General features: G+C 53.3%; 20 protein-coding genes and 1 pseudogene. 8 read left to right on the top strand and 13 right to left on the bottom strand.

Annotated features, from left to right (window positions below; all coding sequences use genetic code 11):
• Positions 1 to 153: 153 nt before the first annotated feature.
• The 6 genes from HDF14_RS06785 (at position 154) to HDF14_RS06760 (ending at position 5,495) form a co-directional block, all read left to right on the top strand.
• Complete coding sequence (locus HDF14_RS06785; RefSeq protein WP_183974871.1) at positions 154 to 765, top strand: HAD family hydrolase; 612 nt, start codon at positions 154 to 156, stop codon at positions 763 to 765.
• Between the two features lie 328 nt (positions 766 to 1,093).
• Complete coding sequence (locus HDF14_RS06780) at positions 1,094 to 1,603, top strand: hypothetical protein (protein WP_183974869.1); 510 nt, start codon at positions 1,094 to 1,096, stop codon at positions 1,601 to 1,603.
• 134 nt (positions 1,604 to 1,737) lie between these two features.
• Entirely contained in the window at positions 1,738 to 2,877 is a 1,140-nt protein-coding gene (locus HDF14_RS06775) for a TDT family transporter (RefSeq protein ID WP_260698085.1), read from the top strand.
• Between the two features lie 69 nt (positions 2,878 to 2,946).
• The gene (locus HDF14_RS06770; RefSeq protein WP_183974865.1) at positions 2,947 to 3,921 is read left to right on the top strand and encodes an MBL fold metallo-hydrolase; all 975 of its coding nucleotides are present in this window, start codon (positions 2,947 to 2,949) and stop codon (positions 3,919 to 3,921) included.
• A gap of 207 nt (positions 3,922 to 4,128) precedes the next feature.
• Entirely contained in the window at positions 4,129 to 5,211 is a 1,083-nt protein-coding gene (locus HDF14_RS06765) for a hypothetical protein (RefSeq protein ID WP_183974863.1), read from the top strand.
• A gap of 32 nt (positions 5,212 to 5,243) precedes the next feature.
• A complete protein-coding gene (locus HDF14_RS06760) occupies positions 5,244 to 5,495 on the top strand; it encodes a hypothetical protein (protein ID WP_183974861.1) in 252 nt (83 codons plus the stop codon).
• Positions 5,496 to 5,523: 28 nt separating this feature from the next.
• On the opposite strand, the gene HDF14_RS06755 is transcribed toward HDF14_RS06760, so the two are convergent.
• Positions 5,524 to 6,267, bottom strand: a complete 744-nt coding sequence (locus HDF14_RS06755) for a DUF2490 domain-containing protein (RefSeq protein ID WP_183974860.1) — start codon at positions 6,265 to 6,267, stop codon at positions 5,524 to 5,526.
• Between the two features lie 26 nt (positions 6,268 to 6,293).
• On the bottom strand, positions 6,294 to 7,808 hold the full coding sequence (locus tag HDF14_RS25990; protein ID WP_221304587.1) for an MBL fold metallo-hydrolase: 1,515 nt from the start codon (positions 7,806 to 7,808) through the stop codon (positions 6,294 to 6,296).
• Positions 7,809 to 8,045: 237 nt separating this feature from the next.
• On the opposite strand from HDF14_RS25990, the gene HDF14_RS06745 reads away from it, so the two are divergent.
• Positions 8,046 to 8,954, top strand: coding sequence for a LysR family transcriptional regulator (locus HDF14_RS06745; protein ID WP_183974858.1), 909 nt, complete (start codon positions 8,046 to 8,048; stop codon positions 8,952 to 8,954).
• A 17-nt stretch (positions 8,955 to 8,971) separates the two neighbouring features.
• On the opposite strand, the pseudogene fabF reads toward HDF14_RS06745, so the two are convergent.
• Both fabF and HDF14_RS06735 read right to left on the bottom strand, forming a co-directional pair.
• A pseudogene (gene fabF, locus HDF14_RS06740) lies at positions 8,972 to 10,221 on the bottom strand (beta-ketoacyl-ACP synthase II).
• 11 nt (positions 10,222 to 10,232) lie between these two features.
• Positions 10,233 to 10,637: a MarR family winged helix-turn-helix transcriptional regulator gene (locus HDF14_RS06735; RefSeq protein WP_260698084.1), complete on the bottom strand. Its 405-nt coding sequence runs from the start codon at positions 10,635 to 10,637 to the stop codon at positions 10,233 to 10,235.
• Between the two features lie 470 nt (positions 10,638 to 11,107).
• On the opposite strand from HDF14_RS06735, the gene HDF14_RS06730 reads away from it, so the two are divergent.
• Positions 11,108 to 11,731 (top strand): hypothetical protein, encoded by a 624-nt coding sequence (locus HDF14_RS06730; protein ID WP_221304586.1) that lies wholly within the window; start codon positions 11,108 to 11,110, stop codon positions 11,729 to 11,731.
• A 284-nt stretch (positions 11,732 to 12,015) separates the two neighbouring features.
• Here the strand turns inward: HDF14_RS06730 and HDF14_RS06725 are convergent, their stop codons facing one another.
• The 9 genes from HDF14_RS06725 to mobF all read right to left on the bottom strand — a co-directional run bounded on the left by HDF14_RS06725 (position 12,016) and on the right by mobF (position 22,713).
• Positions 12,016 to 13,086: a topoisomerase gene (locus HDF14_RS06725; protein WP_183974854.1), complete on the bottom strand. Its 1,071-nt coding sequence runs from the start codon at positions 13,084 to 13,086 to the stop codon at positions 12,016 to 12,018.
• A gap of 181 nt (positions 13,087 to 13,267) precedes the next feature.
• Positions 13,268 to 13,462: a hypothetical protein gene (locus HDF14_RS06720; protein WP_183974852.1), complete on the bottom strand. Its 195-nt coding sequence runs from the start codon at positions 13,460 to 13,462 to the stop codon at positions 13,268 to 13,270.
• 30 nt (positions 13,463 to 13,492) lie between these two features.
• Positions 13,493 to 14,311 carry a hypothetical protein gene (locus tag HDF14_RS06715; RefSeq protein WP_183974850.1) on the bottom strand — a complete coding sequence of 273 codons (819 nt, stop codon included), beginning with the start codon at positions 14,309 to 14,311 and terminating at the stop codon, positions 13,493 to 13,495.
• A gap of 14 nt (positions 14,312 to 14,325) precedes the next feature.
• Positions 14,326 to 14,886 (bottom strand): hypothetical protein, encoded by a 561-nt coding sequence (locus HDF14_RS06710; RefSeq protein ID WP_183974848.1) that lies wholly within the window; start codon positions 14,884 to 14,886, stop codon positions 14,326 to 14,328.
• Entirely contained in the window at positions 14,883 to 15,374 is a 492-nt protein-coding gene (locus HDF14_RS06705) for a hypothetical protein (RefSeq protein ID WP_183974846.1), read from the bottom strand. Before HDF14_RS06705 ends, HDF14_RS06710 begins: the two co-directional genes overlap by 4 nt.
• A 467-nt stretch (positions 15,375 to 15,841) precedes the next feature.
• On the bottom strand, positions 15,842 to 17,038 hold the full coding sequence (locus tag HDF14_RS06700; protein WP_183974845.1) for a hypothetical protein: 1,197 nt from the start codon (positions 17,036 to 17,038) through the stop codon (positions 15,842 to 15,844).
• Positions 17,039 to 17,180: 142 nt separating this feature from the next.
• Entirely contained in the window at positions 17,181 to 17,807 is a 627-nt protein-coding gene (locus HDF14_RS06695) for a uracil-DNA glycosylase family protein (protein ID WP_183974842.1), read from the bottom strand.
• 10 nt (positions 17,808 to 17,817) lie between these two features.
• Positions 17,818 to 19,746 carry a toll/interleukin-1 receptor domain-containing protein gene (locus HDF14_RS06690; protein ID WP_183974840.1) on the bottom strand — a complete coding sequence of 643 codons (1,929 nt, stop codon included), beginning with the start codon at positions 19,744 to 19,746 and terminating at the stop codon, positions 17,818 to 17,820.
• A 243-nt stretch (positions 19,747 to 19,989) separates the two neighbouring features.
• A complete protein-coding gene (gene mobF / locus HDF14_RS06685; protein WP_183974838.1) occupies positions 19,990 to 22,713 on the bottom strand; it encodes a MobF family relaxase in 2,724 nt (907 codons plus the stop codon).
• Position 22,714 lies beyond the last annotated feature (1 nt).

Here is a 22,714-nt window from a genome sequence, read left to right as displayed (position 1 = left end):
GGTACAGGAATAACAAGGCCGATCAACAGGCGAGAGCAACGCATCCACAAATTGCAAACTCATTCCAAGACGTTATCAAAGCATGATCAATATTTCATAACCTGCATTGCACAATATTTTCTTCAACTGGTGTATTCCATATATATGGAAAGGTTGAAGCAAGACAGCGTACTGACCATGCTGGCGAGCCTCAGCTTCTCTGCCATGATTTTTGATTGCGATGGGACGTTGGTAGATACTGAAGCGATTCATCTAATGGCCTTTCACGAGGCATTCGCACAGCGGAACCTGGTTATGGAAAAGACGTGGTACCTAGATCGAGTTGGCATCTCAGCAACGGCCTTGCTTGAGGCGTACGAGTCCGAAGTAGCTAAAGTTCCAATCGATAAACTTGGGGTGATCGCAGATCATGATCGCATTTATGTGCAAAATGTGTCACTGATTCACCCAGTTCCTTGGGTAGCCTCCATCGCAAAGACATGGAAAGGAAGAGTTCCTCTAAGCGTGGCCTCAGGTGGCAGCCGACGAAATGTTCGTGCGACTTTGAAGAGCGCCGGACTATGGGATCTTTTCGACTACGTGATAACCGCTGATGAAGTAGAGCACGGGAAACCTGCCCCAGACCTATTTTTGTTTGCGGCACAACGGATGAATGTTCTGCCGATCAAATGCGTCGTCTTCGAAAACACCGAGGAAGGCTTGGAAGCGGCCCAGAGGGCGGGCATGTGGGGTATCGATGTTCGGGAGACGAACTCTTCGCCTTGACCGTAGGTCCGGTCCGTCACGGCTGAGGCAATGTCCGTAAACAGATGGGAGGAGCTCTTTCTCTCAATGGATGGACAACCCAACAATGCGCATGCAAATGATTTACGGGTCTAGGGAAAGCTGGATCGAAGTTCGATGGCGAGGAAAGGAACTCGCTCAAGGACGAGACGGAACTAGAAGTTGTGTTGCGCTCGCTGGTTCAGGCGCGGAGTACAGAAGCAGGTAAGAAATGACAAAAAGAAACTACTGGAAGATCCTTGCCCTACTTACTTTGTTTCCGACAGCTTTAGTGTCGGCAGCCCACGCACAATACAAGGAGAAGACACCAATGAACGAAGCACTTACTTTCAATGCAGATGGCGCAAAACGTAACCCAGATATTCATTGGCCTCACGGCTTTCATCCGGAACAGGCCGAACTCTTCGCGCATAACGAGATCGTAATCCACGCTACGTGCGAGACGGTCTTTACTAACCTTATCGATGCCGAGAAGTGGCCTTCGTGGTACTCGAACTCGAAGGACATCAAGTTGCTGAACAGCCCGGATGGCAAGCTTGGCCAAGACACGCACTTTACCTGGGAGACGTTCGGTGTCCCCATCTCCAGTCGTGTTCATGAGTTCGTTCCGGATAGTCGTCTGGGATGGTTTGGCGACGGACCTGGCATGAGCGCATACCACACGTTTCTTCTCCTGAAGACCGAACACGGTTGTCATGTGGTCACTGAAGAAGTCGTAAAGGGTCCAGGTGCAATCGATTTACGTAAAAATCAGCCGAGCGAGATGCACGACAAGCACCAACTCTGGCTTACAAGCTTGAAAGAACGCGCTGAGAAGTAGCCTCTTCGAGGCCGACAGCCGCTGCGCAGTTTGCCTCAGACAAGATGGATTTCAGCGTCGCACTATCCTTAGCTCGGAAAAAACACTGTTACTTCCGATTGGCCATCATCGCAGTTGGTATGGGAGCGTGCGCTATGAATGACCTAAATCGTAAACACGAGATGGTACGACAGTTCACGCCCAATTGGTTTACGGCAACTATGGGCACAGGCATCCTGGCGCTCGCACTAAATCAATTTCCGATACACATCATCGGGCTGCATGTCGTCGCTCAATATCTGTGGTTCCTAAATATTGCACTCTTTCTGCTTTTCAGCATCCTCTACTTCGCCCGGTGGGTGGCATATTACGAGGGGGCGCGCAGAATCTTTGGGCATTCTGTGGTATCGATGTTCTTCGGCGCAATTCCGATGGGTCTCGCGACCATCATTAACGGATTCGTGGTCTTTGGTATTCCTTTGTGGGGCAATCCGGCTTTGCAAGCAGCGCGCTTCCTCTGGTGGGTTGATGTTGTCCTGGCCGTCGCGTGCGGGGTGCTGATTCCGTTCATGATGTTTACACGCCAGGAGCACAGTCTTGAAAAAATGACAGCGGTGTGGCTTTTGCCGATTGTCGCTGCTGAAGTCTCAGCCGCCAGCGGTGCGTTACTGGTAATGCACATGCCGGATCCCCAGATTGCTTTGAGGATAGTCGTAATCTCCTACGCGCTATGGGCCTTCTCCGTGCCTTTGGCGATGAGCGTCCTGGTCATTCTGCTCATGAGGCTCGTGCTGCACAAGCTACCCCCGAGTGATATGGCAGCAACGGGCTGGTTGGCGCTGGGTCCTATCGGTACCGGCGCGCTCGGCCTGATCCTTCTCGGCTCCGATGCGAATCAAATTTTTCCCGCGGCCGGTCTACCAGGCATTGGAGAGGTCGCCTTTGGCCTGGGCGTAATCGGAGGCTCCATGTTGTGGGGATATGGTCTCTGGTGGTTATTGATCGCACTTCTCACGACCAGACATTACCTGCATCATGGAATGCCATTCAATCTCGGATGGTGGGGGTTCACGTTTCCGATCGGAGTTTATGCGATAGCTACGCTCGCGCTGGCGAGGCAGACCCATATCGGGTTTCTGTTCGTCGTCGGAGGGGTACTTGTGGCTGGTCTCTCGGGTCTATGGCTGACCATCGCAACCCGAACGCTGCACGGTGCGTGGCAAGGACACCTCTTCATCTCACCTTGTCTGGTTCCGGGATCGATCCCGGAAGATCGCATTATTGAGCCTATATAAGGGCTGCTCGGACCCAGGGGGGCAGAGAGACTCCTCCCTCTCTTTTGTTTGATAGGAAAGTGGCACACAATGACCGTTCCCGAGTTTCGCATAGGTGATATGAGGATTGCTAAAGTTCACGAACTGGACTTGAACGATTTTGCGGCGACACAGCTTCTGCCCGGGCTCGATCCGAGCGTCCTAATGAAACATCCAGAGCGAATCGATACAAGTACCTATAACCCTGAGACCGGTCGCGTCTTCATGAGTGTTCACACCTGGGTCGTGTGGCTTGGAGGCAAAGTCATCCTGATTGATACAGGAGTTGGCAACGATAAAGCCCGTCCAACCTTGAAGGTCATGGATCAACTGCATACTCCATACCTTGAGCGATTAGCGGACGTCGGCATACAGCCGGGGGATGTTGATTATGTCTTGCTAACTCACATCCACTCCGATCATGTGGGTTGGAACACGCGGTGGGATGGTGATCGTTGGATCCCAACCTTTCCCAATGCGATGGTGATCTGCTCGGATCTCGAGTGGCGATATGGAGCAGCTTTGACCGCGGGCGATGAGAAAGCTATAGCGGCAATCAGAGCGGAAGCCGGCTTTGGACCGCCAATACGCATTCCGCTACCCGGTGTTTTCAGCGATAGCATGGCCCCGATTGAGGCGGCCGGCCAGCTACAAGGCATCATCGTCGATGGCGGCGAGGTTCTCGAAGGAATCCGATTTCTATCGACTCCAGGTCATAGCATCGATCATGCTGCCATATCGATTACGTTTCAGGGTGCCGAGGCCGTCTTCGGCGGCGATGTGGTGCACCATCCCTTCGAGTGGTGCGAACCGGACCTTGTTTCTATCTTCTGCGAGTTTCCTGAAGCTTCCAGACGATCTCGACGATGGCTTGCGCGCCATGTCATAGAGAGAGACGCCACTTATTTCAGCAGCCATTTCCCATTTACATCATTTGGGAAAATTTCCAGAGCTGGCGAGAACTTCGGGTGGCGGTTCCTCGACTTCACTGATTGTGTGGAGGAAAAAGGAGTGTTGGAGCCATGACGAACTTTGCTCATCGCACCTATCCAGATGACTAACTAGCCGCTCGTATTTTGAGAGGTAATACCGATTGAGAGCGAATACCCACGTAGGTGGACGGCGCCTTCTTCATACTCCTGCGGGGACTCTCTATGTGGCAATTATGTTCATCCTTCCGCCACCGTTCAGAGCGATGGTTAATCCAACTTCATTGATCGGAGTTTGTACGTCATGTCTCGATTCGTTTCCTTCCTAAGTCGGTTTGCCCTTCTGGTCCCGCTATATGCGCTGGCTCAACAGCAGTCATCTCTAAGTGGCTTCGTTACAGATCCGGGCTCTCCTGAGACATTCACAATGAATGGCATTCGTGTCATATGCACATCGACTACGGGGTATGTGAAGGTGAACGCAGCTGGAAGCGTAGACCGCGGTGGGGAAGGCAAGACTTTTGACACCAGCGAAAACATCGGCGGGAAGAGTTGTCCTCAGCACTTTCTCGGGGAGAGCGTTACAGTTTTTGGTTTACTTGATAAAAAGACAAATACGCTGACGGCGACCCGTGTCGAACAGAAGAGTTTTGTAGGCAGCAGCGTCATCGGCTTTGCCGTCATCGACCGGATGCTGACGGAAGAACAGACTTCTGATGGTGTGGGAGCGCTAATCGTACGAGCCGATGGATATCGGATCGTCATCGCAAAGGCTACAAAGAGTACCTTCAATCCACCAATGGTTGGTCTTGGAGAGGTGCAGACAAATGTATGGATACGTTACTCCGGTCGGCTTCGAGCGGACGGAACGATCCTTGCCGACGAGGCTGCCTTTTCAAAGAACGACATCGCGAAGCAGGAAGAGAGGCTACGCGACAAGAATGAGTTCGACCCGTCGGCAGTCGATGAGGAAGATCGTCAACGCCATATCAGCAAGGCTATTCACGGACTGGATGCACACAGAATTCCCGCCTACCGCGACGACGCCATGCAGCAGCGGGTCGATGCGATTGGTGCCCGGCTAATTCCCCCCTTTCAACGCGTGCTGTCTGAGGGAGATCCCAGCAAGATCAACTTCAGATTTCAATTGGTCGATCAGAAAAAACTACGCGATGGCCTTGCTTTGCCCAGTGGAATCATTCTTGTGCCCTATCAAGTCGCTTTACGACTGCAGAACGATACACAACTCGCCACCGTACTAGCCGATGGCATTGCCACAGCGATAGAAAAGGAAGGCCTCCGAGAATTACCCGCTAAGGAAAGGATGAAGGCACTTCAAATCGCAGGGACAGCGGGCGGAGTCTTCGTTCCCGGCCTGGGTTCGTAACTGGCTTCGCCAATCATGCCATGAAGAACAATATGGACCGCCACGCTGAGGCACAAAGTGGAAGAGTCAGCCTGGGTTTCCTTCACGATGCTGGTTTCGATATCACACAGGCACCCGTAACCTGGTGGTTGCTTGCCTCCACGAATCCCAAGGATCTAAAAGACATCAAGATGCCTTTTCGCGCCAGCGCTCTTTATGGCATATTGGGTACAACGTGGCGACAGCAACCGATACCGACGGCTAACGTCCTTGACATAGGAAAACAGCGTGTCCAGATGAATTAATAACCTTCATGCTATCGAGAAATTGAGATCATCGTAGCCTCACATTCAAGATTATTCCGAGCGTATTGAGATCGCCTGGCCGGCTGTGGCCGTCGGTTTGGTGGAGGAAGTAAGGCTCAACTGAGAGCCTCTCGTCGAAGGATTTGTGAAAGCCCACAGCGGCACGATTTCGTTGCCAAGCGCCAGTGCTGGAGAAATAAAACAGTTCATCCCAGGCGAATACAAAGTCCCGGCTGCGTGTAAATTTTTGTTCGATTCGCAGACGATTTCCATAGACCCAGAAGCTATCACCACCACCGATAACGGCAACGAAGCGATTGCGATCATCGATTCGGTATCGGTGCTTCGTCACTTCGACCGTTGCTGCCAAAACCGGATTCTGTCCGTATCCAAGTCTCTTCGCCGGTTGATCAAACCTGTAAAAATAGTAGGAAGGAGTGATCAGAAGATATTTGTTCACCAGAATGTTCGCGTCTATCCCAAACACATAAATCTCAGGATTGGGCAGATCGAAGCTGAATCTTCCCTGCGAGATGAGGGTTAAATCAAGGTGCGATCCTACCTTATTGTAAATATCGAGTTCGGGCCAAATTTGATTATCCTGATGTGGCAGTTCACCGGTGGTGGATTGGGCAGGCGCCATCGCAGCAGTAGAGCAAAGATAGTAGGTCGCAAGGATGATCTGGCGGACCCAATCTCTACCGACTTTGCGCTTCTGAGCAGGCTCTCTCGTGTCTCGGTTGCAGGACAGGCCAACCGAGACATCGGCCATTCTGGTCTCGAGGAATTTCACTTGCCCTACTTAGGGTCGAGTTCTGTAACTGTCGCGCTGTAGGGTATCGGCACCCATTGGTATACGGAACCGACCTTACGAACGTGTCCCAACCCGGGAAAGGAAATATGCTCGGAACCTACAAGCCACCCTTTATCGGAGACCAATTGCAGCTGTTGTGATCGCGTTTGAGCGGCCTGTCCGGCATCGACGTCATACTGCACCGTGACCTCGGGATGCTCGAACTGGACCTCCGAAGAATGAATGATATCGCCCCAAACCAGCAACCCATGACCTTCGCTTTGCACCAGAAATGCAGTGTGTCCCGGCGTGTGCCCCGGCTGACTGCGTGAGGTGATACCGGAAACAATCTCTCCGTTCTGTTTGATCGCCGAGATCTGTTTCCCCTCTAGGTAAGGACCGACAGTTGCCCGAGATTGCTTGATGGACGTGATCCGCGCTTCAGATTCATTAGAATCGTCCTTCCTCGTCACAAAGAATTCGAGGTCGCGCTCGTCGACATACACGGTCGCTTTGGGAAACTCTCGGAATCCCCCAATGGAAAGACCGCCTGAGTGGTCTGCGTGAATGTGTGTCAGCAGTATCGTATCGATCTGCTCGGGGCGATATCCGGCAGCTTCTAGATTCGTAACGAGCAGGCCGCTTGTGGCTCCGAACAGTTCTCCGGCACCTGTGTCGATGAGAACCAGATGAGCGCCCGTGTTGATGAGGTATGCGTTGATGGAAAGGTCAATTGGTTCCATTTCATGGTCCGCCGCATACTCTGATACGGCAATATCAGGTTTGCTGAGGATTTTATCGACGTGCCGTGGTGCAGTGCCATCCGAAAGAGCAGTGACCTCGAATGAACCCAGCATTGCACGATAAAATCCAGGTGCCTGTGATTTCGGGCTTAGGGGTTTTGTCGCGTCCGACGTCGAACGGCTAAGCGCATTTTGCAATGAAGACAGCCAAAGATCATGTCCTCTATGCATCGCACCAGGATCTGTCTTGCGAAACTCTATTGCGCCCGATCCTGTTACGACCTCTTCTGTCACGACGCGGCAACCTTCCGGTGCAGGGAGCAGGAGGAATGTATGGTAAGCGCTCATCCCTGTTCCATAACCGAACCAACCAATTCGGCTGGATGGGGCGAACTCATGAACCCGGCTCTCGATGTGTACGCCGAAGGTGTTCCAGGCAAACCGCGTGTCTTGATGAAGTTTACCGTCCGAGCTGTTTAACAGTTTGACGTTATGTGAGTTCGGATACCAATCGGGCCAGGTCTGGGCATCAACGAGATATGGCCAGACGGATGAGCAGGCTGAGTGGATCAGCAGCTCGTTATGTGCGAAAAGATCGGCGTCTGCCGGTGTATGCCCGGTGGGCCAATGAATAGCGGGGGAACGCAACGACCAATCGGGATTGTTGATTTGCGACATTTGTCCCAGAGCGGTTGGCGTGACCATCAGCATTCCCGCAGTCAGTACAGTTACGGCACATCCGAGAGTCACTGTGAATTGTTTATGGTTGGAACACATGATTTTCCTTTCTTTTGACGTGATTGCGTTATTGCGCGGCCACGAACATCCGAAGAGACCGGACGCATCGATCAATGCTCGCTCGCAATCAAGTCGTCGCGGAAGGTGAGAGTCACCGGCATCGTTTCCGTGCGGTTTCCCTGCCAACCAGGGCATATCTATGGAATACACCCATTGAGGTAGCTATTGGGTGAAGTTGACGATGAAATGTCGACCGCGTCTTGATAACCTATTGGAATGAGCTTTGATCTGGATGCCTTACGCAGTTTTGTAGCGCTCTCAGTGGAGTTACACTTCGGACGCACGGCGGCGAAAATTCACCTCTCCCAACCCGCTCTCAGCAAACAGATAAAACGTCTTGAGGCGGAACTTGGAGGGCGTCTCTTCGACCGGACTACTGGACACGTTGCCCTAACCCCAGCTGGAGAGGCATTGAAGGAACGTGCTCGCTTGCTCATTGGCGACGTGGCAGCTTTGGAGTCATTTGGACGGCAGGCGATGAGAGGCGAGGTCGGAAATCTGCGGATAGGCTTCGGTATCGCAGCCGTTAATGACCTCTTGCCACGCGCGGTGATTGCATTTCGTAAAACGTACCCGAATGTGCTTCTTGAGATGTACGACATGCCTACCAGAAAGCAAATCGAGGCCCTTCAGGATGGAAGCATCGACCTGGGGTTCGTTCGGCTTCCGGTATCCAGCCCGCTGATAGAGACCAAACGATTGCTTAAGGAAGAGTTACTGATTGTGGTCGCGGCTGCGAAATTCAAGGAGAGAGAGGTGCCCTTGCTTAGCCTTCGAGATGAGCCTTTTGTTCTCCTTGCGCGTTCCACTTTCAGCACCCTTTATCAGCACGCGCTAAGCATCTGTGCAACCGCAGGGTTCGCACCAAACGTCGTTCAGGAGGTTCAGGAACCGTTCACAGTACTCAATCTGGTTCGAGCAGGGCTCGGGGTCAGCCTGGTGCCGTCTGCGCTCCGTCGGATGAGGGTTCCGGGGATTAAATTCTTTCCTACGAACATGCCCGCGGCAGCATGGAGAATCGGCATGGCGTGGAGGAAGGACCGACGATCTGTCGTGCATCGTTTTGCTGAGACCGTCCAGTCTGTAAATGTCGCCAGCCCCCGCTCTTCGATTACTCAAATCTAACTCATATGACGCAGACCTTATGGTTGGAGAGAACGACGGAACACTAACGATGCGTTAGTGCCACCGAAGCCGAATGAGTTCGACATCGCGTATTCCATACTATTGCGACTCCCTTGTCGCGCACCAGATTTAGTCTGCAGCTCTCGTCGAGGTGATCGATGTTGGTCGTCGGAGGAGCAGTCTGATCACGGAGCGCTAGCACTGTAATTCCAGCTTCAAGACTGCCAGCACCACCCAATAAGTGGCCAGTCATGGATTTTGTGGAGCTCACAAGCAGGGTTGAAGCGTGATCGCCGAAGGCATCAAGAATCGCCTGAGCTTCAGCGCGGTCTCCCAATGGGGTCGAAGTTGCATGGGCGTTGAGGTATTGAACTTGTGAGGGATTGATACCAGCACTCTTCATCGCCAACTCCATCACTCGCCGAACGCCGCGGCCATCCTCAGGCGGAGCATTGGTGTGGAAGGCGTCCGAGTTTGCCGCATAACCAACAAGCTCCGCCAGGATGGTGGCTCCGCGTCGTGTGGCGTGTGTCAACTCTTCCAGGACCAGCACTCCAGCACCTTCGCCCACTACAAATCCATCACGTTCACAATCCCATGGGCGCGAGGCTCTCACCGCATTCTCATTGTTCGTTGAAAGTGCGCGCATGGCGGCAAAGCCAGCGACTGAGAGAGGGGTAACTGCCGCTTCGCTGCCTCCACAAATCATTGCATCAGCATCGCCCCGACGGATGATATGCCACGCTTCGCCGATACCATGCGCGCCGGTGGTGCAGGCGGTCGAGCAAGTAAGATTTGGTCCCGTCGCTCCATATTTGATCGAGATTTGTCCCGAGGCCAGATTCGCGATTGTCGCGTTGATGAAGAATGGTGAGACGCGATCAGGGCCGCCCGTGAGGAGCTTGGCATGCTCCCGTTCGATTACCTCGAAGGCACCGATGCCGCTTCCTACGTATACGCCTACTCGCTCCGCGTTCTCTGGCGTGATCTGGAGGCCCGCCTGGGTCAAGGCGAACTCGGATGCGGCCATGGCGAATTGTATGAACCGCCCCATCTTCTTGATATCTTTTCGATCAACATAGGTTTCGGGCGTGAAGCTCTTCACCTCTCCAGCGAATCGACACGCAAATCGGGATGCGTCGAAGAGTGTGATGGGAGCGATCCCTGAGTCTCCCCGCAATAGCGCTTCCCACGTCTCCTCAGTTCCAATCCCAACCGGGCTCACAAGTCCGACTCCCGTTACGACTATCCGACGTTCTGGCTCCAACTCAATTCCTTTCACGAGCGCTCCGTGCGGATTCGCGATGCTGTCGTAGCTGGAAATTGTGTGACCGTGAAATCGAGGACTCTGTTGAGGAGGGCAACGTTCGTGGAACCTAGTTGATCCTCCAGGCTCCGCTGAGCCTCACGCCATCGTGGCTTCGCCTTGGAAAGTGCATCTTTACCCGACGCAGACAACGACAGGGCTCGCAGCCGACGATCCTCAGAGTGTTTGCTCTTTATATACCCAAGCTTTTCGAGCGGCAAGAGATTGCGCGTCAACGTAGTTCGGTCCATCTGCATCATTTCTGCCAGTTTGGCGAGAGGAATCTCCTTACAGGCAGCCAGTGTCGCCAGCAAGCCGAACTGCCCGATACTGATATTGCATGGAGCTAAAAAAGTGTCGTACGTGCGCGATATCAAGCGCGACGCCTGCCGTAGTTTGTAACAGCTGCAACCGAGATCTCCCGGATTTGTCATCGGATAGCCAGTTTCACCTTTTGAAAAGTATAGGTGTAATTACACCTACAATGCAATGCTCCGCTCACGAACGGGAGCACTCCATTGACTCAGTAAATGTCGCTAGCTGAAGTGTTTGAAATCGGCAGGAATGGCTTTGACCCCGTCGGCCGGTCGCCGGATCGTAGTTCGTGCTCGCTTGCTTTGGCAGATCGAATGTACCAAAAATAGTCCGGACAACGAATGGAATGCCACTGCGAAAGCTTGAAGATCCTGCGACGCTCGCATGGAAGCTAGGAACGGGTGCGTACTACAAGGGTGGTGGCCGCCCATGGCAGCTCGCGGACGTTCGTCCTGGTGTCTGCTATGTCGGCTTGGTTTACAAACGAACGGAGCTGACAACAAATGATCGGCATGCCTGTTGCGCGGCACAGATGTTTCTCACCAACGGAGAAGGAATCGTTTTTCGCGGTGCTTTAGGGCCATGGTTCCACGCAGACACCAAGCAATTCCATCTGGATGACGATGCAGCCAAACGACTCGTGACCCTAGTGATTGATGAGTATCGCCGGCAACACAACGAACCGCCGAAGGAGCTTTTCATTCATGCAGGCTCGAACTTCACAGATGAAGAGTGGAAGGGATTCGAAGGTGGGGCAGGCACAGCGACAAAAGTCATCGGGGTTCAAATTTCCGACGCGTTCGACGACCTAAAGCTGTACCGGATGGGAAAATATCCTACCGTTCGGGGAACGGCCTTGCCATTGAACTCGACGACAGCGTTTTTGTGGACGTCTGGCTATGTCCCAAGGCTCGATACGTATATGGGGCCGGAAACTCCAAACCCTCTGCTGGTAAGAGTCCAACGGGGAGAATGTCGACTTGAAACAGTGTTAAAGGATATTTTGGGGCTGACGAAGATCAACTTCAATTCCTGTCTGTTCAACGATCGGCTGCCCGTGACTATCAAGTTCGCCAACGACGTGGGGGATGTTTTGATAGCAGCACCGCTTGATGATGGAAGCGAACCGCGACTGCCGTTCAAGTTCTACGTATAGAGAGGGGTTCTCAACTCGCGCCCGCATTATGCGTGATTTGGTTAGCAAGGCTACTTCGGAACATCTTCATCATAGACGCCAGAGAGATCGGTTCATCCGACTGAAGCGAATGATGAGCCAAGCCGACGATAACCAGTCGATGCCGGGACGCAGACGGGTCATCCATGTCTTTTTTTGGTAGTCATTCTGGCTGCGTTCGGCCTCATCGTCGTTGGCTCCGCAGAAAACACTCGTGGCGATACTCCTCGAAGTGAGATGGGTAGCGGATGAGTAAGCGAACGTACCTACTTAAAGAAGTCGTCAATCTCGGCAAAGCTATATTGCGCGGCGGGCCCCGAGGTTTGCAGATATTTTGCGATGTCTACAAATACGGATGTGATATCCGCCAGATCGCTGTCGGTGTATACGAGCGCGTAAATACCATGCTTCTGAAAATACTTCTTCAGCTTCCGCATCTCCTTCTCGAAGTTTCCTTTTGCTTCCTCATTCACTGCTTTCGTGGTCTTCTCCTTGGTCTTGGTGAGGCGTCCATGTGAGGACCACGGCGATAGCTCGAAACCTACCTTATCGAAGGTGTCGGGATCGATGATGCAGAAATCTAGGCGATGTTCGTGTTTTGCTTCTCGACCGTTGTATCGCAGCTCTGGGATCAAAAGGGGAATATTCAGGGGGTCATCGGAGTCCCGCACCAGCTGAGAGTACATTGCCGCAATTTTCCTCTGATAAGAGGAAGCTGAGTGGCGAACGAGAACATGCTCGAAAAAACGGAGGTACTCACCGACATTAGCGAACCGCATTGGGTCGGCGCTGTCAGGCACTACGAGTCCCGTTTCTAGGACGTGACCTATCGTCCAGTAGCGAGGTTTGAAGCGCCGGATATGGCTCTTATCATTCTCCCAGCGGCCATCCTTGAAGCGCGGTGTTACAAGTAGCCCGTAGTCCGCGTTGTTCTGTCCGATCCAAATTTCGGCTTCCTCTACCTCAGGCCTCGCCTTGTGATACTCGTCGTAGTGCTTCAGATATGACCGCCTGAGGAAAATGTGTAGATATCGCCGAAAGGCTTTCGACTTTCTGGCAATAGCAAAGAACTCACCGAAGCCGAACGCTTCACCTTCCTCCTCTAGCTGCTTGTTGAAGCCTGCCATCCACAGTGCTTCATACTGATCAGGCGCAAGGATTACAGCGTGCTTGAGATCGATCACATAATCGGTTTTGTGGCCAATGATGGCATTTAGTTCTTTCTCGTCTCTGAGTCCCGTTTCTTCAAGAACTGTTGGCAAGAGTTCTCGCAGCTCGGTCTTCATTGTTTGGATCAGTTTATTCCGCTTTGTCTTCTGTGGATCGCGCTTTGCCAATTCTCCTCCTGCGGCGTTCAAGAGTTCGTTCACATACTCGACTTATGCAGCGCATTCCAAAGGCAACGTAGAGTATCCACTCAAGTCTTGCGATGTTCAGGAGGCACCTGAGCAGTGCGCCCAAGAAGCTTTGGCCTACCTCGACGACGTAATCAGTAAAGAGAACGCGAATTGAACAATTTCATGGCCCTCTGGTCAGACTTTCGCGCCAGTCACCGTCATATCCAAACAGAGGCGCTTGCTCACTATCCGTGTACCAAAAGTCAGTGAGTGGAGTGACGTTGGACGACTTGAACCAATGAGCCTCCCCGTTGGCGTCTACCGCCCACCACTGCGCGGTCTTCGGTGCCGATTTCCAGTCAACACCGGAGTGCATACCATTCTCCTCAGACTCAAACTTCCGAAATTATAACGGCCCATTTTGGTCAAAATATCTATTCCAGTTCGGCACGTCTTCACCAAGCAACTTGAGCAACATGAGGCCACGGCCTGTGAGACGCGCAGCATAGTTTGAGATCGGAACCTCACGCGGGCTGGTTGCAATCTCCTGGGCAAGGCCAAACCCCTGCAGCCGCAAACAAATCTGTAAGCCCTCTTCCCGGCTGAACTGATCGCCGTTCGTGAGTTGCGGATTATTCGTTAGCGCGTGGGCCATATTGACGGATAGTTCCTGGGCGCGCTGGATGAAAGTATTCGGGTGCAGTTTTGGCTTCTGGTTTGTAGCGGCCGTTGTCTGCACGTCTTGCCAGTCGCTCGGCTTGTTCATGATTCGGTTCAACACTTTCAGGCCGATAATGTCCCTCTCCCCAAGTTGCTCAACATCACGGATGAAACCCACCAAATCAACGACCTTCGTTTGGAGCGACACCGCAGAGGTGGCAATCTTGATGTACCGGTCGCGTTTATTGTCGTTCATCTCGTCAATGTCGTTGTGAATCGCCACACGCAGAGCTGCTTGCACTTCAGCCACGTCGGTCTTCATGTTCTTGATCGACGATTCCAGACCTTTGAACTGTTCGATCAACGCCCGGATAAACGCCTCGCCGCGATCTTGGCGTTTTGAAGTGTTGAAACTGTCGAGGAACCCAAAGAGGATTGCGATAGGGCTGGCGGCAGGAAAGCCTAAGGCGACAGTAGCTGAGCCAAGGGTTAGCTCCGCCAGCGGTGCCTCGGAGCCGACTGGGTAATGCTTTTCTACTTGGTCAAACGGGTTGTCTATGGCCATTGGGCGTTCTCACTTCACTTGCACGGATAGCAACTCTTGACCAGAAAGCTTGCTTGGACCTGTTTGGTGCGCTCGACTATCGACGGCGGGATTATTCCATCTGCCGTCCCTTGCGTAGGATTATCAGAACCCGCTGCGAGGTTCTGCTCCGTAGCCGATATTTTCTGAAGGACGAATCCGTCAGAATCTTTCAGGATGAAATCGAATTGGCCTTCAAGGTGAAGCTGGTCAGGCGGACCGAAAGTGAAACCGTTGGCGAGCTTCTCCTCTTGCTGGTCCTTTATGGGCAGCGTTTTTGTCGGGACTGGCTCGATTGGAATTTTCAGAATGAACCCAAGCTGGTTTCCGTTGTCACGCGTCAGGAACTTTATCTTACCTGTCAGCCCCATTGCCTTTGGTGTTGGGTGAGTATCGATCGGATAGTCAAGCGAGTATCCAATCGGGTCGATGACGGATACCGTAATCCATCCATCACTCGCGGGCGCTTTCGGCTGTCGCTTGACCAGATACATGCATCCGACGCCAAGGACGAAGGACACGATAGCAACCATCAAAATTGTGAGGGTTCTTCTCAAGAAATATCTCCAGCGTTTGGAGGCTGTTTGCTCGGTTGAGATCTGAATCCTGCCACGGCCCAAAACAGCGCATACCCCAGTGCGAGGAAGCCAAGCGGTACACCGACGGCAAACAAGACGACCTTCGCCAGCTTTTGCCAAGGGTGAAACTCAACGAGTGGCTTACCGGCTTTGGCGTACAGCCTTCTGTCCAGCTCTTTGTCGTTTACATCCTTATATTCGGGATAGAGAGACCTAAATTTGGAAAACTCGTACCAGCAAAAACCGTCGTCATTCCTGTTGTAGTCAGTTCCGGCGGTTCCTCTGGCCTTCTCACAATCGGCGGGAACCATGTTCTCGCCACCCAACTTGGTAGCCACTGCGTTCCAGTCAGTGTAGGCATTCCTGAACTCGGTGTGGATGTTGTCGTAGGAGAAAGCCGCAACGACAATCACGAACAGCACACTCAGCACCACCCAAAGCCGAAATGTGCCTTTCTGGACGTTCATATTTCTCCAGCGATGATTGTACTGCCCTGTATACTTCCGCTCATCCGGACAGATAGGTTTACACGGATTTTGCGACCTCTGATTCCAATATCTATAGATTAGAGCCGAGTACATTATGAGCAGAAAACTCACACGGCGTGATTTCCTGAATCTTTCAACGGCGACGGCGGCACACGTATTTGCGCCCTTGGCTCTAACTGCCGCTGAAGCCCAGGTCTAGTGATGAAGTCTAAGCCAAAACCGCCGCCGCCACCCGATCTAGATCTGATCACGATAACCCTCACGCATGACAGCATGAGGGTGGTAGTCGGCTGAAATGAAAAAGTGGACAACAATCGCATGGTTGCCGCAAGCGATAGCTCAAGCAATTTCTACCGGTGATCTTGATTGGTTGGAAAAACTTCACGCATTGGAGAGAAAATATGACCTCAAACGCAAAAACTGAAACCGCGAGACCTTTACGAGTTCTACTGTGATTGCATGGCTTTTCGCGCATTCATTGCGTCCTGATAAACGTCAAAGTGCCTTACATACCAAAGTGGAAAGCTGCATTTTTCGAATTCCGCTTCAGGATCTTCAGTGTAGGAAAAGAAACTATATTTGGAGGGATCGCCTTTGTATTTCGCCGTTGCTTCGTTCAATTCTTCCTTGTTGCAATAGCGTTCTCTGTCATGGGGTGTTGTGTATGCAGAAAATGAATTGAAAGGGTTGGGACCCTGTCCTCCAGCTGAGATAGGGGCGTCACCATCGAGTGTTTTGTCGATCAAGTCGGTGTCATTCTCTGCAGCATGGCTCAGCTCGTAGGAAGCCTCTTGATCCCCTTCAGAGGTGCTCACGTATGTGAAGTAAGAAAAACGAGCGGCATTGCTCGTGTCGCCGCCTATCCTCACTACTGTGATATTTCCTCCCGATCCACCACCGCCAAAATAGACGAAGCTGTCTCCGAAGAAATTGAGGGGCTTCGACCCCAAGAGAATGGTGGGGTCACCGAGGAACGGCACCTGAGGCTTAAATCTATCGCTGAGACTTGTGACGGTATAGCCAGTAGACTGATCGTTCGTGAATTCGATAAACAACCTGAACAGGCTCCGGGCGTCGATCCAAAACAAACCAAGCGATTTCCCAGATTCAATCTGTCCTGACGCTGCACCGAATTGTGAAGGTTGTAAATAGTAAGATGAACTTCTACCTAAATCTAAGTACCGAATCTTGGTTTCCCAATCATGAATATATTTGTCATCCTGTTCGCCTTCTTGTTTGGTTTGAGCTTGTTGCAATCCAGAAAAAACAGCGCTAGATAAGTCCTTCGGGGCAAGAGTGATCGCAGGAGTGGGTCTATATCTGATGGCCAGAGCTCCCAACAATGCCAATAGAATGAGCAATGTCATGGAAGCCCAAAAATAATAAGAATGCAATCGGGCTCTTAGGAATTCAGTGGCAGTTATGTTGTCGGGTATGGGAATTGCACCCATTTCCTGGCGCAGGGCTTCCAGCCGCTGGTTCTTCGGAAGTTTGTCGAGATGTTTGAGAAGGTTCTTGTTGCGTTGAACCTTGATGGCAACAATCACCCAAGCAAAGCAAGCAACGACATAACCGATCAGCGCTGTAAGATCGCCAGCAATGTGGGGAATCGCGCGGAATAATGATTCTGGGAAATCGCCCATTGCGCTGGCCCCAAATAATAAACATCATAGTTCACGGACGTCCGAGCATTCGGTTTTATTCGTCTGGCTTGATTTTCGACCAAGGCGATTGCCCGACGGGATGGGCTCCTAGCCTAAATGAGAGAGAACTTGCTCGCGGATATTATCGCTCAGGGAATTGGGTTGAACGAAACCACCGGATTGACTCTCCTATGCGTTCCCACGCAAAGCCCTCGTTGCGATTTGCAGGGTGTGGAAGGGCAAGACACCATACGAAGGCGCCGTCTTGGAGCCTATACGCCTGAATGTCATCTAGGAGACGAGCTGAGCAGCCTGGCATGCGATTCCAGGCATCTCTTCCCGTGATGATGACTTTGAGTGGCCGTAACTCTTCAAGCAGCGTCAAAAGGTGCGGGCCGGCGTCAGTCCAGTGAGCCGCTTTTGGTCGAACACTTGGCATCACACCGACGGATTCCTGAACATAAATCGTGTATGCTTGTTCCTGCCATGCGTACTGCATTTCTTCACGCGTTGGCGCTGGCTTCATGCAAAGAACGCGATTGATCTGGCTAAAATACCGATTCTTGCCAAAATGGTCGATGTTCCATTCCATAGATTCCTGGGGATGCGTAGGCTGGGGCGTGTACATATTGCCATCTTCGCCAGGCCAATCGTAGGCGCTTTCGCTGATCAAAAGCGTTCGGCTCTGCGAAAAGCCCGAGCCAATCCAAGGCTGGAAATAGCGTGAGGCCATAGGGGCCGACTTCTGAGTGACTTCGAGATTGCTCATAGGGGCATCATCACAGAGACTGAAAATCAGGGTCTGGTCCGGGCATAAAACTCATGCGTCTATAGCCCTCACGGATCAAGCCTTGATTGAACAGGAAAAAGTTTGTAATGACATCCTTCTTACTTCCCACAAATTCATCGCCGCGATCTGATTCGAAGCTGTATCTGACCTCACCTTGCACGTCCCACCGTCGAATGGCCGCATTTAAACGGCCTGCGGTGCCTGGCTTCTCGTAATGGGCGTGAAGGATACCATTCGGGCGGTCTTCAAGGGAATTCAGAAGGTACGACCCTTCCTTCCGCTCCGCAACAGCCCCTCCGGATGCTTGCAGGAAGGTTTTTGATCCCGTGAGCTTTATCCATTGAGTGTTGTCTTTGATTGCAGGTTGAAGCAGGATCGGCAAGACTACATCGCTTGTTCGCCCGGACGCGACGTAAACGATGCGCAGCGCTGCGGGGCCAGAGTGATCCCAAGTATTTTTGTCGGGCCTCGGTGCATTGAAGAGAAGAACAACTTTCTCATGAACCATTAGTACAGACGTTTTATTCGTGATTTTTCCATTCACGTCTATGGTTGTAATCGAAGCTTCCGAAGACATCAGAAGGTCAACGCTTTTGACTTTGATCGGCTTGTTCGACTCGATCAATAGAGACTGGTTATCCACGTCTCCTGCAAAGGATAAATAGAGCGACAACGGCTTAGCGGCCTCTTCGTTATCGGCACGATCAAAGCCTTCTTGAGTCATTTCGTAAACTTCGTCGCTCAATTGAAATAGGTAACCCATATCAACGAGCCGTCGAAGTGTTCGTTTCCAAGCTGCGATAGAGCGTGGTGTATCCTCTGCAAAATTCTCTCCGTTGGCCTGTACGAAATATCCATCAAAGGTGCTTTGGACAATAACTCTGCCGCCGGCATCGGCTGCTGCGGCCAGCAGGAGCCTCAGGTCATCGACGGTCAACACGGAGTTCCTTCCATGATGAATATCAATAATGGCCGCAGCCGGTGAGGTCGTCGGAAGCGATGCGATTGGTTTAGCGATTGGGCTTGAGGCTGATTTTGCGGGCTTCTTGCTGAAGTCGGGCTTCTTACCCAACGCAGGCCCCTCAAGGGTCTCCCCGTGCAACTTCCGCAACAACTCCTCATACTCGTCTTCGCTATATGGCTCCGCGCTGAGGTTGACCCCCAAACGACTCTTCAAATAAATCGGAAGCGACGTTTTGAAAGATCCTTGCCTGAGTACGGGGATGAACTTGTCGGTGAGCATGTGTTCGGCGACTTCGCCGGTAATGATCATCGATTCGTACCCGACGCCGCCTTCACGACTATTGGCCTTCTCCGCATAATTCTCGGTACACACGATAGCGACAAAATCGCTTTGGGTCACAGCCTGTTCCATGAAGTAAAGCTTGTCTTGTCCGAGCTTGAGATACCATTTGTCGAACAGAATCTGGATGCCGTCCTTTTGTAGCCTTTCGGCGAGCGCCCTGACCCAGGCCTTGTGCTCGTCACCCTCCCACGAATAGGACAGAAAGACGCGGGGCGCGCCATCAACACGAGCGGGAAGCTGCCTCGAAATAATGGCTTGCGCTGGCTCCAGAGGGGTTTCGTCTTGCTTGAGGAATTCATGGCCCTCGATTGAGACTTTGTGAAATCCCTGACCGTTCAGATCGACCAAATAGCCTTCATTGACCAGCCGTGTCCATGGCGCGCCCAGAAGATGCTCTTTGACGAGCTGCTTCTCTCCGTCTGGAAAGCCATGGGCAAATCCATACGGATCGCCGCCTAGCATCAAATTGCCCTTGTTGAGGACGCTGCCATCGTGACGGCTCATCCGAGCCAGTTTCGCTAGAAATAGTCGGTCTTTCTGTTCTGCGGGCAGTTTTCTCAGCTCGGCCAAAGTCGGCGCTACTTGCCACAGTTCTTGCACGGGGTCGTTCATTTCCAATCATTATATGGATGGAAAGTTTGTAGCGGTTTTGTAGTGAAACTGCGATACCAGGGGATACTCCGGGATACAGCCCCATGATAAGAATCAGGAACTTGGAACTCAGGGATACCCGGTGATGACTTATCTTCAGGTTGAGGTGCGAGCGCGGCGAGGCATGGAGTTTAAGTCCCCTCCTCCGCACCAAGCTGGGGCAGATCGTTGTGGGACGTTAACCATAACGGCAAGCAAGGCCCTCTACAGTTGCAATGACGCACTTTGGTCCGTAGCAAATTGTTGTCCGGTTTGGAGTGCGGACGACTTGACTACATCGTGAGACAGTTTCTCGACAAGAGACTCCGCATTATCGGTATAGATATGGGCATCATGCGATCCCCGCGAAACGGCCACGTATGCGAAACGCTTGTTGATGAGGTCTGCATGAACGTGGCTATCGAGGTTCACCATGACCCGTTCCGCCGTGAGTCCCTGGGAACTATGACTGGTGACCGCGTAGCCGTGATCGAAGTGCCGCATCTGATTGGCATCGAAGCTGACCGCTTTGCCGTTGTCCATCTTTACGGAGAGCTGGCCGTCTTTGTCGATGCGTTGCACGGTGCCAAGGTCGCGATTGGCAACACCTAACTCTTTGGACGGCGCGGTAAAGCTCAAACGGTCGCCGACAGCAAACTCCCGTTCCAACTCGCGGTAGGCGGTCACACCGTATAACCGCGCAGGGTTGTAGGTGACAGCTTTTCCGTCCTCTTTTTGAACGGTCAGCAGGTTGTCTTTTGGTTGGGTAGCAATGACCTTCGTATAGCTTTGCTTTTCAATGCCGATGTCCTGACTGCCGCGCGGATAGTAGAGTACGTCATTGACGGCATAGCGAGCGGCCCAGGTACGGTCGGCTCCGGTCATATCGGAACGCGGTGCGAGCACACGCATCGCATGATCTTCTGCGGCGACTGTGCCGAGGGCTTGCAATTCGGAACGCACGGCCTGATTGATCTGACGGCGCGAGGCATTGTCGGGTGAGACGACGATGGTGTTGTCCGGGTTGGCAGCGTAGCTTCGCGCAATCGCCGCGATACGCTGCTGTGCATCGGCAATCTCCGTAACGCGCCCCTGTTGTTCCAACAGGGCGACGCCCTCTGCGACTTCGCCACGCGATAGATGCTCGACCGATTTCAGCAGTTCCGGGGCTGCTCGTTGACGCACGATCTGATCAAGCTGCGTGGTCTTCATCCCGGCATTGACCAACTGCTCGAAAGGTTTGCCCGCTTCAACGCCCTGATGCTGGCGGGTGTCTCCGATGAGCAACACGCGGTCGCTGGATTCCAGTTTGGCGAGGAAGGCGCGGACCTGTTTCGTGCTGGCAAGACTGGATTCATCCACCATGTAAAGATGACGGGCGGAATTCGGCTGGCCGGGACGGACGAGGAAACCCTGTAGGGTGTCGGCAGAGATACCGGCGGCGCGGAGCTGATTGGCGGCGCGGGATGTTGGGGCGAAGCCTTCGACAACATAGCCGCGTTTTTCGGCTGCTTCACGAACCGATTTCAAGAGGGTTGTTTTCCCGACACCAGCCCGTCCCTCCAGCCCTTGCACGACATCGCGCGAGGTCAGAATCTCCTCGGCGGCAGACCGCTGTCCGGTGTTGAGATGCCGCTGCTTTTCGGTATGGGCGACGGCAGCTTGTATGGGCATGATCTGCTCGGCGCGACCCTGCCCCTGTTGCATCCGGCGCAGGATTTCTTTCTCGGCGCGGAGGGTCTCTGCCGTGGTGAACTGCCTCCCGCTGTCATGCTTCTGGCCGGGCACGAGCTGTAACTCCCCGGCTGCGACACGCGACTCGAAGTTGGCACGAACTTCCGAGTACGTTGTTTCACTCATGCCGCGTCGTAAGGCATCGCGGTAAAGCTCGCGTTCGTCGGTGACGGCCTCACGCTCAAAGCTGCGGTCGCGGGCATAGGTGACGGCCTGCCGTGCCACCTGTTGCGAGCTCTCCCGGTCGTGCTCGGGCGCATATTCCTGACTACGCCTCCGTGCGTCCATCACAACTTTGTCTGCCTGGTTGCCGAACACGGCGGCGATCTGCCGATGAGCGGCCAGCACCTCGGCGGGCGAGTCAATCTCTTTGCTGTCACGGGTAGAGTGCGCGGCGATCTGCGCGGCTTCCGGTCCCTGATAGCCGGCCCTTTCCAGATGCTCGCGTATCTGCCGGCTGCGGGGGCTGGAGGCGTCAAGGTACTCCTGCGAGTAGCCTTTGATCTCTGGTGCGCCACTGCGTCCCGGTTCAATTTCGTAGCCGAGATTGCGCAGGCGATAGGTCAGTTCCGATTGATACACGGCAGTGGCAAACTGCTGTGACTCGAACAGGCCGCGCTCCTGCAAGGCCCGCGTCTGTCCGTTGTCGCGCACGGCGACATTGAAGATGACGGCGTGGGTGTGGAGCTGCGGCGCGGCGTAGCCGTCCACGGGTCGCGCGGTGTCATGCTCGAACTTTGCGGCGATGAACTCGCCGGTGGTTTCGGCGGCGTGGTTGCCGCCGATGCGGGCCTGCGTGTACCTTTCCAGTTCGCTCAAAGCGACGTTCACCGCTTCCCGGTGCGCGTCCCGCACCCGGTCATCCCCACCGACGAGCGCGGTGAGGGACACCGACTTGGGCGCGGAGAATGTGGCGTCCCAACCGGCACGATGTTCTACCGGCGCGACTGTCTTCCCGTCCGCGCCTTCGTACTCCTGGACGACGCGATGGCGTACAAGCTGCTCGGCGGTATGAGGGTGTTGGCCGTCCGCGAGCCGCGCAAAGTGTTCCTCGCTCACGGCTCCTGCGAGGTCGAACTTTTCAGCCAGCTTGCCATGCCACTCGCCCAAAGTCCGGTCGTCCTGCTTCCAATAATTCTGCTCGGCAGACGTGAACTCCTTGGCGTGGTACGTCTGCGCTTGCGATGCGGAGAGCGGTTTGGAGATCGTCAACATA

Origin of the sequence: Tunturiibacter gelidiferens, from assembly GCF_014201335.1 — a bacterium.
Classification (GTDB): Bacteria; Acidobacteriota; Terriglobia; order Terriglobales; family Acidobacteriaceae; genus Edaphobacter; species Edaphobacter lichenicola_E.
Note: the sequence above shows the minus strand (reverse complement) of the source record. Positions and strands in the feature narration are given on the sequence as shown.

Excerpts from the sequence above, each read along its gene's own strand:
- HDF14_RS06775 (WP_260698085.1), top strand. The coding sequence starts at position 1,738 with ATGAATGACCTAAATCGTAAACACGAGATGGTACGACAGTTCACGCCC.
- HDF14_RS06695 (WP_183974842.1), bottom strand. The coding sequence starts at position 17,807 with ATGAGCAATCTCGAAGTCACTCAGAAGTCGGCCCCTATGGCCTCACGC.
- HDF14_RS06745 (WP_183974858.1), top strand. The coding sequence starts at position 8,046 with ATGAGCTTTGATCTGGATGCCTTACGCAGTTTTGTAGCGCTCTCAGTG.
- HDF14_RS06770 (WP_183974865.1), top strand. The coding sequence starts at position 2,947 with ATGACCGTTCCCGAGTTTCGCATAGGTGATATGAGGATTGCTAAAGTT.
- HDF14_RS06715 (WP_183974850.1), bottom strand. The coding sequence starts at position 14,311 with ATGGCCATAGACAACCCGTTTGACCAAGTAGAAAAGCATTACCCAGTC.
- HDF14_RS06705 (WP_183974846.1), bottom strand. The coding sequence starts at position 15,374 with ATGAACGTCCAGAAAGGCACATTTCGGCTTTGGGTGGTGCTGAGTGTG.
- HDF14_RS06760 (WP_183974861.1), top strand. The coding sequence starts at position 5,244 with ATGGACCGCCACGCTGAGGCACAAAGTGGAAGAGTCAGCCTGGGTTTC.
- HDF14_RS06765 (WP_183974863.1), top strand. The coding sequence starts at position 4,129 with ATGTCTCGATTCGTTTCCTTCCTAAGTCGGTTTGCCCTTCTGGTCCCG.
- mobF (WP_183974838.1), bottom strand. The coding sequence starts at position 22,713 with ATGTTGACGATCTCCAAACCGCTCTCCGCATCGCAAGCGCAGACGTAC.
- HDF14_RS06690 (WP_183974840.1), bottom strand. The coding sequence starts at position 19,746 with ATGAACGACCCCGTGCAAGAACTGTGGCAAGTAGCGCCGACTTTGGCC.
- HDF14_RS06700 (WP_183974845.1), bottom strand. The coding sequence starts at position 17,038 with ATGGGCGATTTCCCAGAATCATTATTCCGCGCGATTCCCCACATTGCT.
- HDF14_RS25990 (WP_221304587.1), bottom strand. The coding sequence starts at position 7,808 with ATGTGTTCCAACCATAAACAATTCACAGTGACTCTCGGATGTGCCGTA.
- HDF14_RS06755 (WP_183974860.1), bottom strand. The coding sequence starts at position 6,267 with ATGGCCGATGTCTCGGTTGGCCTGTCCTGCAACCGAGACACGAGAGAG.
- HDF14_RS06720 (WP_183974852.1), bottom strand. The coding sequence starts at position 13,462 with ATGCACTCCGGTGTTGACTGGAAATCGGCACCGAAGACCGCGCAGTGG.
- HDF14_RS06780 (WP_183974869.1), top strand. The coding sequence starts at position 1,094 with ATGAACGAAGCACTTACTTTCAATGCAGATGGCGCAAAACGTAACCCA.
- HDF14_RS06730 (WP_221304586.1), top strand. The coding sequence starts at position 11,108 with ATGTTTCTCACCAACGGAGAAGGAATCGTTTTTCGCGGTGCTTTAGGG.